Below are 12,888 nucleotides of genomic sequence, written 5' to 3'. Positions count from 1 at the left end.
CCCGACCGGGCGTTCGTCCGCGGTGGATTCGGCCTCACCCATGACTGTCCCCGCACCGGGACCGTTTATCAACCGGTGTGCGGGCTAACGGTGCAGCGTGTCGCGCGGATTCTCTCCGTACTGGGCGCGATAGGCGGCTGCGAACCGCGGGATGTGGCCGAAGCCCCAGCGGTGCGCGATGGCGCTCACGGTCGCGCCGGAGCCGGGGCCGGCGGCGATGAGCTCGTCGCGGACCGCCTCCAGCCTCAGCAGGCGCAGCTCCTGCGTAGGGCTGCGCCCGAGCAGGCGGCGGAAGGCGTCCTGGAGGCCGCGCGCCGAGAGCCCGGCGCTCTCGGCGATGTCCCCGATGGAGATCGGCTCGCCCAGGTGCTCCTCCATGAACGCGACCGCACGACGCACCGACGCGGGCAGCGCACGATCGCCGTCGGTCCTGGCGTCCCAGCCGGAGGTCGAGTTCGGGAACGCGGCGAGCATGGCGGCGACCAGGTGGCGGGCGGCGGCGTCCCAGATCAGATCGTCATGAAGCAGGTCGCCGTGTTCCGCGACGTCCTCCCGGATGTGCCGTTCGGCCGACCGCCAGAGCAGTTCGTGCACGGGGCTGATCGGGGAGGTCGACTCGAAGGCCACGGCGGGCGCCTCCGCTCCGAGCAGCCCGCGCGCGTACGCGTCGACGACGGATCGCCGCACGCGGACCGTCCGCGCGCTGTGCGAGCCGGTCCAGGACGCCTCGATGTCGCGCGGCGGGATGAGGAACACCCGCCGCGCGTCGACCGCCTCCCCGCCGGCGACGATCGACACCGAGCCGTCGTCGATGTCCCCGATGACGTAGAAGGGGTTCTCCTCCGTCCTGCTACGCCCACTCGCCGTCCACTTCAGGTGGGCGAGCGTCACCGCGCCGTCGCCGCTCTCCAGGCTGGACAGGCTGAAGCGATCGGCCTCGTCGGTGGCCACCTCCACGCCGCTGAACACTGCCGCGAGGCGCTCTCGCGCGTCCTCGGGGCGCGTCGCGACCCACGCGACGCTGAACTGCATGCCGCCTCGCCCCCTCGAGCCCACGTATCGATACGGGAGTCACCGGGGTCCGGGGTGACGACACGATATTAAGACCGGCGGGGCCGAGGGTAAAGGCCCCCGGAGGCCCCCGGTTCGTCCACGATCGAGCAGATATCGAGAAGCGCGCCTGACCCCGGAAATCGTAGATTGAACCCGGCTCATCCGATCGAGAAGGGGACACCATGACCGACACCACGTTCAGCAAAGAAGAGAAGGCGGCGCTCAAGGCCGCCGTCGCCGAGAGGAAGGCACAGCAGGCCGGGACCGACGCCGCCGCCGCGTGCGAGGAGGCGATCGCCGCGATGACGGGGACCGACCGCGAGCTCGCGGAGGCCTTCCACCGGCTCGTCGCGGACAACACGTCGCTCGCCGCGAAGACCTGGTACGGGATGCCCGCGTATGCCGACGCCGACGGCAAGGTCGTCGTCGCGTTCAAGCCGGGATCCAAGTTCAAGATCCGCTACGCCACGATCGAGTTCCAGCAGGCGGCGACCCTGGACGACGGCAACGTGTGGCCGGTCGGGTTCGCCCTGACCGCGCTCGACGACGCTGCCCGGGAGCGCGTCGCGCAGCTCCTCCGCACTGCCGTCGGGCGCTGACGAGACGGAACCTCAGCGCTGCGCGCGTCGCGGCCGCGGACGTGGTTGGATGAGCGCGTGACGCACTCTCCCGACGGCCTCTCCGCGGCCGCGCGCTCGCGCGTGCAGCAGCAGGCCGCGAGCGGCGTGCGGTCCTCGCTGTTCTCCGCCCCGGCGGCGGCAGCGGCGCGCAGCGCGGGGCTGCTGGCGGTCGGCGAGGTCTTCGGCGGCATGGTCGTGAACCTCGGCTGGGCCGGGACGGGCTGCGCGTGGTGGAGCGCGCCGGGTCCGACCCCGGGGCGGAGCCGCACCGCCTGGCGTTCGCCGGTCACGACCTCCGGCGGCACCAGCTATGTGGGCTTCGCGCCCTATGTGAAGGCGTACGAGTCCGCCTGGTACGGGGCCGTGCGGCGGATGCTCACCGAAGCACGCGCGCTCGGGGCGCACGGGGTGGTCGGCGTCACAGTCCGCCGCTCCCGGCTGGACGGGTCGGCGTGGGAGTTCACTGCGCTCGGCACCGCGGTGCGCTCCGACGACCCGCTGCTCGTGCCGTACCCGAAGAACCGCGGCGACGTGTGGAGCACGGACCTGACGGTCGAGGACACGGCCTCGGCCGTCCTCAGCTTCACCTCCGACCTGTCGGTGAACGAGTTCCTGCTCGTCCGGCAGGCGGGGTTCCGGCCGGTCGGCCTCGTGCTCGGCTCCAGCGTCTACCATGTGGGCATCCAGGCTCGTAAGTGGAGCAAGAACATGGAACTCGAGAAGCTGAGCCAGGCGATGTACCACGCCCGCGAGCTCGCGATGACCCGCATGGAAGCCGAAGCCGACGCGCTCGGCGCGGACGGCGTCGTCGGCGTGCGGCTGGAGATCGAGTTCAAGGAATACGGCAACGACCTCGCCGAGTTCGTCGCGGTGGGCACGGCCGTCGTCGCCGACGAGAAGCCGCCGACCGGCACCTGGGGCGGCCACACCACCGAGTTCTTCGCCATCGGCACGGCGGTCCGACCGCTGCGCGACGACCACGTCATCGCGACACCGAACCTCGTCCTCCCGCTCACCGACGGCGGACGATGACCGAGCCCACGGAGGCGGCGACCGACCCGCAGACGTTCCTGACCGACCTGGTCGAGAGCGTCGCGCGCGCCCTGCCGCCGGCCCTCGCCGCCCGGGTGCTGGTCGTCGAGCGCAAACGAACGCTCGCCGACCGACTCTCCGGCAGGCCGGGCGCCATCACGCGGGTCAGTCTGATCGGCCCGGAGGAGACGTTGACGCTCGGCTACGAGCCGGGACCGCACTGGAAGGGCGAGGCGCACCGCGTCTACGGCGGCGTGACGATCGCGCGTCGCGCCCTCGGGCTCGGGGAGTGGCTGACCGCGTTCGCGGGCCGGGTCGCCGCGCTCGCCGCGGAGGCGGCCGGGGACGCCGCGACCTCCTCGCGTGCGCTGCAGACCCTGGGGCTGGAGCCCGCCGGGTCGGAGATCCAGGTGCGGGACCGCACGATCGAGGGCGACCTCCGGACGCTGCCCGCCCGCCTCGGCCACCGGGTGCCGGAGGAGGCGGTCGCCCAGGTGGGGCGGATCGGGGACCTCCTCATCGACGCCCTCCCGCGGGTCGCCGGGCAGGGCGAGCCGGAGGTCGTGGTGCGGCGGACGGCGACCGTCTACCTTCCGGACACCCTGCGCGCCTACCTGTCGCTGCCGGCGGACTGGGCGGCCGATCACGTCTTCCCGGACGGGACGACCGCGGCGACTGCGCTGGTCCGGCAGCTCGCGGAGCTGGAGCGCGCCGCGAGGCGGATGCGGGACGCCGCGATCGAACAGGACGCGACGGCCCTGCTGGTCAACGGGCGATTCCTGTCGGAGCGCTTCGGGGCGTCGCGGCTCGACCTGCCCTGAACCGGGGGCCGGGGTGCCGTCCCGTCAGCTGCTGCTGTTCGAGTGCGACCGGTCCAGGTAGCTCTTCGAGCGCGTGATCTGCTGCTCCAGCGCGTCCACGGTCTTCGCCATGCTCTCGACGGCCTTCACGCGGTAGCTGTCGATGGAGTCCATCGTCGCGAACACGTTGTCGAACGCGTGCTGGAGCGTCTCGATGCTGACCCCGGTGGAGACGGCCTGCTCGTGCACGCGCGCGGTCTGCTGCCGCAGCAGCTCGCCGGTGCGGTCGATCATCGAGTTCGTCGCGTCGTTGAGAGCGGTGATCTGGTCGAGGACGAGCTCCTGGTTGCCGAGCGCCTGGGCGACGATGATCGCGGTGCGCAGCGCGGCGACGGTCGTGGTGCGCGCACGCTCGACGCCCTTGATCAGCTCCAGGTTGTTCTTCCGGATGGCGTCGAGCGCGAGGTAGCCCTGGACGGAGACCGCGATCTGCGTGGTGAGGTCCTGGCGGCGCTGGCGGATCGGGAAGAGCGCGTCGGCGACGAGCGAGTCCGCCCGCTGCGGGTCGGTGAGCCGCAGCTCCGCCGCGCGCGCCTCGATCGCGTCGTCCAGCGCCTTGGCGAGCGTGGTGTACTCGCCGAGCTTGCCCATCGTCGCCCAGAGGTTGGTGCGCTCCAGGTCGATGGCCGCGTTGTCCCTGAGGAGGGCGTCCTGGCCGGAGATGAGCGCGGTGATGATCGCGTCGAGCTGCTTCTGCGCCGGCTGGTAGCGCTCGAAGTAGCGCATCAGCGACTTGCCGCCGGGCAGCTTCCCGAAGAATCCCTTGGAGCCGGCGAGGTTCGCGTGGCCGGGGTCGAGGTCGGTGATCGTGGTCCGGAGTTGCTGCAGCGTCTGGGCCACCTGGGTCTGCGGGTCGGAGGGGCCGCCGCGACCCCGGGCCGCGGCGAGCGAGGACTCCGGCCGCTGCAGCATTCGGTTCGAGACCTCGGAGGACGACCGGATCTCCTGCACGCCCATCCGCGCGATCTCGTCGACGCGACGGGTGAACTCGGGACTGCCCGGCTCCACCCCGGCGAGCCCGGCGACGAACTCGTCCGCCTTGGCAGCGAGCTCGGCCCGCTTGTCGGCGGGCACGGCGACCATTCCGACGGCCTGGTCGCCGCCGACCTCCGGCACCGCGGCGGGCGGTGTGAGGCTCACCCCGGCCGCCGGCTCGTCCGGAGGCGTCAACGGCTGGTTGAGGTCGAGCTCGGACATCGGTACTCCTCCCCGGGGCCGGGCGCGAAACGGTGCGCCCGACAGGACACTTGTGCCAACACTAGAACGAACAGTGCGGCGCGGGGCGCGCGGTTCGGGTGACTCGCAGGTGAGTGCTGACGCTTACCCCGTCGGCTCCCGATCCTTCCCGGCCGCCGGTGTGAACCCTGTGACCGGCTGGTTCTCGTCGAAGGCGGCCGCCCGCCGGCGGAAGCCGCGCGTGAGCACGAGCAGGTACGCGAAGCCGATCGCCGTCCAGATCAGGCCGCCGATCAGCGCGTCCGCGTGCAGGTTCGCCCACAGGATGCCGGTGAGCAGCATGCCGATCCCCGGGAGGACGATGAAGCTCACGATGTCGGCCGCCGTGCGCCGCCGGCCCTGCCGGATGGCGAACCAGGCGATCACCGAGACGTTGACGAAGGTGAAGGCGATCAGGGCGCCGAAGTTGATGAAGGCCGAGATCAGCTCCAGCGAGAACGACATCGCGAGGAGGCAGATCGCGCCGACCAGCACGATGTTCAGCGTCGGCGTGTGCGTCTTCGGGTCGATGTAGCCGAAGAAGCGGCGGGGGAGGACGTTGTTGCGGCCCATCACCAGCAGCATCCGGGACACCGACGCGTGCGAGGCCAGGCCCGAGGCGAGCGTCGCCGCGAAACCGGCAGCGACGAAGATCGCCTGGAAGACCGGGCCGCCGACGATGAGGCCGATCTGGGGGAGCGGGTCGTCGGTGAACTCGCCGAACGGCGCGTTCGTCGGGAACCGGAGCTGCGTGAAGAACCCGGCTACGAGGAAGATCGCCCCGCCGATCACCACCGTCAGCAGGATCGCCCGCGGCATGATCTTCGGCGTCTTCGCCTCCTCGGCGTACATCGTCACCGCGTCGAAGCCGATGAACGAGAAGCAGACCACCGTCGCGCCCGTGAGCACGGCCGACAGGGTGACGCCGTCGTGGAAGAACGGTTTGATCGAGGCGACGGTGCCGTCGCCGGCGCCGTTCGCGAGCTGCGCGATCACCATCGCGACGAACACCGCCATCACGACGATGGCGAAGACGAGCAGGATCATGTTGATGTTCGAGGTGCCCCGCATCGTGAAGTAGATGAGCGTCGTCACCGCCGCGCAGTAGATCACGACCCAGATCCAGCCGGGGACGCCCGGGAAGACCTGCTCCAGGTAGAGCCGGATGATCAGGCAGTTCACCATCGGCAGCAGGACGTAGTCGATGAGTGACGTCCAGCCGACCATGAAGCCGAGGTTCGGGTGGATGGACTCCCGCACGTAGGTGTAGGCCGACCCGGCGCTCGGGATGGCGCCCGCCATCTTGCCGTAGCTGACGGCGGTGAACATCATCACGATGAGCGCGACGAGGTACGCGGCGGGCACGGCGCCGCTGGTCTCGTCGGAGACGATGCCGAAGGTGTCGAAGACGACGGTCGGCGTCATGTATCCGAGGCCGAGACCGACGATCGCCCACAGTCCGAGGCTGCGGCGCAGTGTTCCGGACCGCGCGGGCGCGGACGCCGTGGACGTCGTCGTCATGAGCTCTCCTTCGGGAAACGGGACGGTGTGCCGGGAGCGGCCCATCCGGTCGACTTCCCGCGACCCTAGCAGGAAGAGAGCACTTTTCTGAAAGAATCCACAGAAATGCGCGTGTCGGTCAGCGAGCGGAGGTCGCCGTCACCCAGTCCAGCGCCACGGGGAGCGCGGTCAGGACCGAGACGTGACCTTCTCGCGGCCGCAGCCAGAGTTCGCCGCGGCGGAGCCGTTCCAGCATCCAGCCCGCGTGCGTGGCCGGGATGACGCGGTCGCGTCCGCCCTGCACGAGGAGGACCGGAGCGCTCACGGCGCTCAGCTCGACGCCCCACGGAGAGACGTAGGCGAGGTCGTCGTCCACCTCGCCGTCGTGTCCTTCGGCGGTCCCGGCTCCGGCGTCGGCTCCGAGCGCGGCCCACGCCGCCTTCAGATTCTCGTAGTCGCGAGCGGTGAACGACTCCGGTTCGAACTCGGCGGTCTCGGCGTGCGCGGCGCGGGCATCCCGGCCGGCGAGCGCTGCGCGCAGACCGCCCGGGTCGGCCATGCCGGCGAACCAGTCGACGTCGTCCCAATACGGCGCGATGCCGGCGAACGACACGACGGCGGACACCCCTGCCGGGGCGAGGGCGGCGCAGGCGAGCGCGTGCGGGGCGCCGCCGGAGGCGCCGACCGCGGCGAAGCGCTCGACGCCGAGCACGTCGAGGACGGCGAGCACGTCGGCCGCCGCGTCCGCGACGGTCCGGCCGGTCAGGGCGTCGGAGCCCGGGTAGCCGGGCCGGGCGACCGAGACGACGCGGAGGCCGCGGGCGGCTGCCGCCTCCGCGATCGGCTGGAGGACGGCACCGGTCTGCGGGGTGCCGTGGTGCCAGACGACGACAGGCGCGTCGGTGTCCGCCGCGGGGCCGGCCTCCCCGGTGTCGAAGAACCGCACCGCGCGCCCGTCCGGACGAGTGATGCTCCCGACCCGGCCTCCCGTCAGCTCTGCCACACGTCGACCTCGGCCTGCAGCTCGGCTTTGCGCTCGGCGCTCGCGAACGAGGCGTCGATGGAGGTGCGCGCGAACCGCTCGGCCTGCTCGGCCGTGACGCCGAGCGCGTCCCGGATCGCACGGTAGTTGTCGCCGATATAGCCGCCGAAGTACGCCGGGTCGTCCGAGTTCACGGTGACCCGGACCCCCGCGGCGTCGAGCCGCAGCAGCGGGTGCGCGCTCAGGTCGGGGACCGTGCGCAGGCGGACATTGGACAGCGGGCAGACGGTGAGCGGGATGCCGTCGGCCGCCAGGCGCGCCATCAGCTCGGGATCTTCGGCGGCCCGGATGCCGTGGTCGACCCGCTCCACGCCGAGGAGGTCGAGCGCCTGCACGATGTAGGCGGGCGGCCCCTCCTCGCCGGCGTGCGCGACCGCGTGCAGCCCGGCACTCTTGGCCCGCGCGAACACGTCCGCGAACAGCTCCGGCGGATAGCCCACCTCGGCGGAGTCCAGCCCGACCCCGAGCAGCCGCTCGGGCCGGGTGAGGGCGGCGGTCAGGATCGCGTCGGCGGACTCCACCGGCTGGTCGCGCAGGAAGCAGAGGATGAGGCCGCCCGACATCCCGAGGTCGCGCTCGGCCTCCGCCAGGGCGCCGCTGATCCCGTCCACGACCGCCTCGATCGGAACGCCGCGCGTCACATGCGCCTGCGGGTCGAAGAACAGTTCGGCGTGCCGCACCCCCTGCGCGGCGGCCGTGCGAAGGTAGCGGCGGGTGAGCTCGGCGAAGTCGTCCTCGGTGCGCAGCACGGCCATGGTCGCGTAATACAGGTCGAGGAACGACTGCAGGTCGGAGAAGTCGTACTGCGCCGCGAGCTCATCGACGGAGGCGTACGGCAACTCCACTCCGTTGCGCCCGGCGAGCTCGAACGCCAGATCGGGCTCGAGGGTGCCCTCGATGTGCAGATGGAGCTCGGCTTTCGGAAGGGCGGACAGGGCGTCGTCGGAGGGCGGCGTGGTCATGCTTCGATCCTCCCACCGAACCGGGGTCGCCGTCGTCGAACCGGCCGGATCATCCCACCGGCGGAGATCGATCCGTCGGCCGCCGGACGCCTCACCGCACCCGCCCCCATACCCTCGACTCATGCCATCCCGAGCACCCAGGCGGTCCCGCGCCCGCCGCCGCACCGCCCTGTTCGTCGCCGCGCTCGCGACCGTGGCCGCCGGCCTGACCGTTCACGAGGTCTTCCAGAGCGCCGCCGGTGCGTTCGCGGGGGACGCGCTGTACGCGGTGCTCATCTTCCTGCTCGTCGCGGTCGTGGCCCCGCGGGTGTCGAGCGCGGTCGTCGGCGGCGTCGCCTTCGGGATCTGCGCCGCCGTGGAGGTCTTCCAGCTGACCAGTGTCCCCGCGTACCTGTCGGCGACGGTCCCCGGCGCCGAGCTAGTGATCGGGTCCACGTTCCAATGGATCGACCTGCTCGCGTATGCGGTCGGCGCGGCGGGCGCTGCCGTCGCCGACGCGTGGGTCAGGAGACGCGCAGCAGGATCTTCCCGAGGTGCGCGGACGACTCCATCCTCCGGTGCGCCTGAGCCGCGTCCGCGAGCGGGAACACCGAGTCGATGACCGGCCGGACCTCGCCGGACTCCAGCAGCGGCCAGACGTGCTCGCGCACGGCGGCGACGATCGCGACCCGTTCGGCGAGCGGGCGGGCGCGCATCGTCGTGCCCTGGAGCCGGGCGCGCTTGCGCATGAGGAGGCCCATGTCCACGGCGGCCGGCGTGCGGTCGCGGACCGCGATCGACATGATGCGGCCGTCGGTCGCGAGGGCCTCCAGGTCGCGGGCGATGTACGCGCCGCCGACGATGTCGAGCACGACGTCGGCGCCGCGGCCGTCGGTGAAGGCGCAGACGGCTTCCACGAAGTCGTCGGTGCGGTAGTCGACCGCGGCGTCCGCGCCGAGCCCGCGGCAGAACGCGGCCTTCTCGGGGCTGCCGGCCGTCGCGATCACCGGGGAGCCGAGCGCGTGGGCGAGCTGGATGGCCATGCTGCCGATCCCGCTGGAGCCGCCATGGACCAGCAGGGTCTCGCCCGGCGCGAGCGCGCCGAGGTCGAACACATTGGACCAGACCGTGGCGGCGACCTCGGGCAGGCCGGCGGCCTCCACCGGGTCCACGCCGGGCGGGATCGCGAGGACGAGCTCCGCGTCGACCGTGACGTACTCGGCGTAGCCGCCGCCGGGCAGCAGAGCGCAGACCAGGTCGCCCTCCTGCCAGCGCCCGGGCTCGACGTCCGCGCCGACCGCGTCGATCACGCCGGACACCTCGAGGCCGGGCCACTCGGGCGCTCCGGGAGGCGGCGGGTAGAAGCCGCGGCGCTGGCTGAGGTCCGCGCCGTTCAGGCCGGCCGCGATCACCCGGATGCGGACCTCGCCGCCTGCGGGCTGGGGCTCAGGGACGTCGGCGACGGTCAGAACCTCCGCGTCGCCCGGCTGCGGCACGATCACGGCGCGCATCAGCGGACCGCCGATCCCGCGGCGGGCTTGCGCCCGAGCACATCCCGGATGCGCACTTTGCTGGAGTACTCGATCGACCCGTACCGGAACAGCCGGACGGCCAGCCGGAGCACGACGTAGGAGAGGGCGAACAGCTCGACGATGATCACGATCGCCTGCCAGAGCGGCAGCGACCCGAACGCGTTGAGGATGAGCGCGGTGATCGGCGCCGTGTACGGGAAGAACGCCAGGATCTGCACGATCGGCGCCTCCGGCGTGCTGACCGCGTAGCTGGACGCGTAGACGGGGATGACGACGGCGAAGACCACGACCGAGAAGAACGGCGCCGCGTCCTTCGCGGTCGGCATCACCGCGCCCACGGCGACGAGCGTCCCGGTGAACAGCGCGAAGCCGCCGATCGTGATCAGCGCCCCGATGATCATCTTCTGAGGGTCGAACACCAGCGAGCTCAGGTCGAAGTTCGGGATGGCGAGCTGGTCGCGGAAGAAGAGGTAGCCGATCACGACCGGCAGCGCGAAGACGGCGATCTGGATGATCCCGACCGCGAACAGGGACACCACCTTGCCGACCAGGAGGTTGGTCGGGTTGATCGTCGTCAGGATCATCTCCGTGACCCGGTTCTCCTTCTCCTCCAGGGTCGAGTTGAGCATCTGGTTGCCGAGGAACACGATCACGATGAAAAACGCGGCCAGGAAGATCAGAGGAGGCAGGATCCCTTGGAAACCGGGCGCGACGGCGCCGTCTTTGAAGGTGGTCGTGGAGGTGGTCGTCTCGCCGCGGAGGATCGCGACGTCGACCGGGCTGTTCAGCTTCCGCTCCACGCTCGTCGCCAGCAGCGACTGGGCGACGGCGGAGTACTTGCTGTTCGCGAACACGCCAGCGTCGGCCCCGTAGACCTTGATCGTCTGCTGGGACGGGTCGGCCGGGTAGTCGAAGAAGGCCGGGCTGCCGCCGTTCTGCACTTCCTCGACGCCCGCTGAGCTGCTGGCCACCTCCCTGCCGCCGTAGCTGTGCGCGACGGCCGGGTCGACCAGGCCGGAGGCGTCCGCGTAGAGGAAGTCGAAGCGCGCGTTCTTCTGCTGGTCGGCGGTGTTGGCGCTGGAGACGTTCGCCGAGATGACGAGCGCGCCGAGCCCGAACACCAGGATCGGCAGGATCAGCGTCACCGCCCAGAAGCTGCGCTTCTTGATCGTGCGGGTGAACTCGAACCCGATGACGGTGGAGAGGTTGTGGCGGGCCATGGTCAGTCCTCCCGGCTCTCGGCGCCGTAGACCTCGACGAAGATGTCGTCGAGAGATTTGCGGGTGGGGGAGAAGCGCGTGACGTGGAGGCCGGCGTCCAGGAGGCCGCGCAGGATCGCCGCGGTGTCGGCGTCGTTCGCGACCTCCAGCTCGGCGTGGCCGCTCTCGTCCCTCGCGACCCGGTAGGCCGGGGAGGCCGGGATCGTGCCGTCGTGGTCCACGTGTACGACCGTCCCGCCGAACTGCTCCTGCACCTCGGAGACCGTGCCGTAGGCGCGGGAGACGCCGTCCTTGAGGAGGATGACGCGGTCGCAGAGCCGTTCGACCTCCTCCATCTGGTGGGTCACCATCATCACGGTCGAGCCGGCGCGCTTCTGGTCGTCGATGATGTCCATGAGCAGCCGCCGGTTGACCGGGTCGAAGCCTTTCGTCGGCTCGTCGAGGATGAGCAGCTCGGGCTGGTTCATGATCGTGACGCCGAGCTGCACCTTCTGCTGCTGGCCGCCGGAGAGCTTGTCCAGTCGGACCTTCTCCTTGTCGCCGATGCCGACGCGCTCCAGGTACTCGCTGGACCAGCGCCGCGCCCTCTCAGCGCCGAGCCCCTTCAGCCGGCCGAAGTAGACCATCACGTCGATGACGGATTCCTTCTTGTAGAGGCCGCGCTCCTCCGGCAGGTAGCCGAGCCGCTCACCGGCCTCCGGAGAGAAGTCCTTGCCGTCGATGTGCAGCACGCCTGCGGTCGGCTGGTAGATGCCGAGCAGGGCGCGGATGGTCGTGGTCTTGCCCGACCCGTTGCTGCCGAGGAAGCCGAACGTCTCCCCGCGCGCGATGTCGAAGGAGAGGTCGCGGATGACGGTGGTCCGCCCGAAGTCCATGCGGAAGCCGGCGATGTGCACGAGAGGCTCGTCGCTGTGGGTGTTCACACGATCGAGCCTATTGGGTGGAGGGCGCCGGGGCCGCGGGAATCGGAGCCTATAAAAGTGTTGTCGGGCGTTGCTATCCGAGCGCGTCGAGCAGGGCCGCGTGCAGCAGGCCGTTGGACGCGAGCGACGAGCCGTGCGACGGCCCCGGCTCGCCCGTCACCGAGGTGAACCGGCCGCCGGCCTCCTCCACGATCGGGATGAGCGCGGCGAGGTCGTAGGTCTTGACGTCGAACTCGCCCACCGCGTCCAGCAGCCCCTCGGCCAGCAGCATGTATGCCCACATGTCGCCGTAGGCGCGGTCCCGCCACACCCGCCGGGTGAGCGCGACGAGCCGGTCGAGGTAGCCCGCCTGGTCCCACTGGGCGATGCTCTGGAAGCTGACCGACGCGTTCGCCAGGTCGTCCACCGCCGACACCCGGATCCGCCGCGGCTCGGCACCGGGGCCGTCGGTCGTCCACGCTCCGCCGCCGGCCGCCGCCCACCAGCGCTTGCCCAGCGCGGGGGAGCTGACCACGCCGACGACCGGCGTGCCGTTCTCGGCGAGCGCGATGAGCGTCCCCCACACCGGTACGCCGCGCAGGTAGTTGGAGGTCCCGTCGATCGGGTCGAGGATCCACTGCCGAACGGCGCTCCCCTCGGTGCCGTACTCCTCGCCGAGGATTCCGTCGCCCGGCCGCTCGGCGGCGAGCGCCTCCCGGATGGCTCGCTCGACGGCCAGGTCGGCCTCCGTGACGAACGTGCGATCCGGCTTGGTGTCGATGTGGAGGCCGCGCTCCCGGAAATGCGCGGACGAGATCTCGTCGGCCAGGTCGGCCAGCCGCAGCGCGAGCGCCAGGTCGTCGGAGAGCTGCGGGGCGGTGTCGCGTGCGTCGGTCACGCCAGGAGCCTAGCGGCCCGACGCGCGGACACGCCCGGGGTGCGGAGGGCGCCCGCCTCGATTGGCGCCGTGC

General features: G+C 71.3%; 13 protein-coding genes. 4 read left to right on the top strand and 9 right to left on the bottom strand.

What is annotated here, in order from left to right; all coding sequences use genetic code 11:
* Window positions 1-84 precede the first annotated feature (84 nt).
* Window positions 85-1,032: an AraC family transcriptional regulator gene (locus tag AC1ROW_RS04235; protein ID WP_493017596.1), complete on the bottom strand. Its 948-nt coding sequence runs from the start codon at window positions 1,030-1,032 to the stop codon at window positions 85-87.
* Window positions 1,033-1,235: 203 nt separating this feature from the next.
* Between AC1ROW_RS04235 and AC1ROW_RS04230 the strand changes: the two genes are divergently transcribed.
* The 3 genes from AC1ROW_RS04230 to AC1ROW_RS04220 are packed head-to-tail and all read left to right on the top strand — an operon-like array spanning window position 1,236 to window position 3,526.
* Window positions 1,236-1,652, top strand: a complete 417-nt coding sequence (locus tag AC1ROW_RS04230) for a hypothetical protein (protein ID WP_493017595.1) — start codon at window positions 1,236-1,238, stop codon at window positions 1,650-1,652.
* Between the two features lie 57 nt (window positions 1,653-1,709).
* Window positions 1,710-2,705, top strand: a complete 996-nt coding sequence (locus AC1ROW_RS04225) for a heavy metal-binding domain-containing protein (protein ID WP_493017594.1) — start codon at window positions 1,710-1,712, stop codon at window positions 2,703-2,705.
* On the top strand, window positions 2,702-3,526 hold the full coding sequence (locus AC1ROW_RS04220; RefSeq protein ID WP_493017593.1) for a hypothetical protein: 825 nt from the start codon (window positions 2,702-2,704) through the stop codon (window positions 3,524-3,526). Before AC1ROW_RS04225 ends, AC1ROW_RS04220 begins: the two co-directional genes overlap by 4 nt.
* A gap of 24 nt (window positions 3,527-3,550) precedes the next feature.
* Here AC1ROW_RS04220 and AC1ROW_RS04215 read toward each other — a convergent pair whose 3' ends face one another.
* The 4 genes from AC1ROW_RS04215 to AC1ROW_RS04200 form a co-directional block, all read right to left on the bottom strand.
* Window positions 3,551-4,762 (bottom strand): toxic anion resistance protein, encoded by a 1,212-nt coding sequence (locus AC1ROW_RS04215; RefSeq protein WP_493017592.1) that lies wholly within the window; start codon window positions 4,760-4,762, stop codon window positions 3,551-3,553.
* A gap of 123 nt (window positions 4,763-4,885) precedes the next feature.
* Window positions 4,886-6,301 carry an APC family permease gene (locus AC1ROW_RS04210; RefSeq protein WP_493017591.1) on the bottom strand — a complete coding sequence of 472 codons (1,416 nt, stop codon included), beginning with the start codon at window positions 6,299-6,301 and terminating at the stop codon, window positions 4,886-4,888.
* A gap of 118 nt (window positions 6,302-6,419) precedes the next feature.
* Complete coding sequence (locus tag AC1ROW_RS04205) at window positions 6,420-7,283, bottom strand: alpha/beta fold hydrolase (RefSeq protein WP_493017590.1); 864 nt, start codon at window positions 7,281-7,283, stop codon at window positions 6,420-6,422.
* Window positions 7,271-8,284, bottom strand: a complete 1,014-nt coding sequence (locus tag AC1ROW_RS04200; protein ID WP_493017589.1) for an adenosine deaminase — start codon at window positions 8,282-8,284, stop codon at window positions 7,271-7,273. The genes AC1ROW_RS04205 and AC1ROW_RS04200 overlap by 13 nt, the downstream gene beginning before the upstream one ends.
* Window positions 8,285-8,405: 121 nt before the next feature.
* Between AC1ROW_RS04200 and AC1ROW_RS04195 the strand changes: the two genes are divergently transcribed.
* A complete protein-coding gene (locus tag AC1ROW_RS04195; RefSeq protein WP_493017588.1) occupies window positions 8,406-8,885 on the top strand; it encodes a ribosomal maturation YjgA family protein in 480 nt (159 codons plus the stop codon).
* On the opposite strand, the gene AC1ROW_RS04190 is transcribed toward AC1ROW_RS04195, so the two are convergent.
* From AC1ROW_RS04190 to AC1ROW_RS04175, 4 genes are all read right to left on the bottom strand, one after another.
* Window positions 8,788-9,774 carry an NAD(P)H-quinone oxidoreductase gene (locus AC1ROW_RS04190; protein ID WP_493017587.1) on the bottom strand — a complete coding sequence of 329 codons (987 nt, stop codon included), beginning with the start codon at window positions 9,772-9,774 and terminating at the stop codon, window positions 8,788-8,790. The two genes, AC1ROW_RS04195 and AC1ROW_RS04190, sit on opposite strands and share 98 nt — an antisense overlap.
* On the bottom strand, window positions 9,774-11,015 hold the full coding sequence (locus AC1ROW_RS04185) for an ABC transporter permease (protein WP_493017586.1): 1,242 nt from the start codon (window positions 11,013-11,015) through the stop codon (window positions 9,774-9,776). Before AC1ROW_RS04185 ends, AC1ROW_RS04190 begins: the two co-directional genes overlap by 1 nt.
* Window positions 11,016-11,017: 2 nt before the next feature.
* Entirely contained in the window at window positions 11,018-11,890 is an 873-nt protein-coding gene (locus tag AC1ROW_RS04180) for an ABC transporter ATP-binding protein (protein ID WP_493018356.1), read from the bottom strand.
* A gap of 121 nt (window positions 11,891-12,011) precedes the next feature.
* A complete protein-coding gene (locus AC1ROW_RS04175) occupies window positions 12,012-12,815 on the bottom strand; it encodes an inositol monophosphatase family protein (RefSeq protein WP_493017585.1) in 804 nt (267 codons plus the stop codon).
* Window positions 12,816-12,888: the final 73 nt, after the last annotated feature.

This window comes from Leifsonia sp. GW821-FHT13C09 (genome assembly GCF_058806435.1).
Note: the sequence above shows the minus strand (reverse complement) of the source record. Positions and strands in the feature narration are given on the sequence as shown.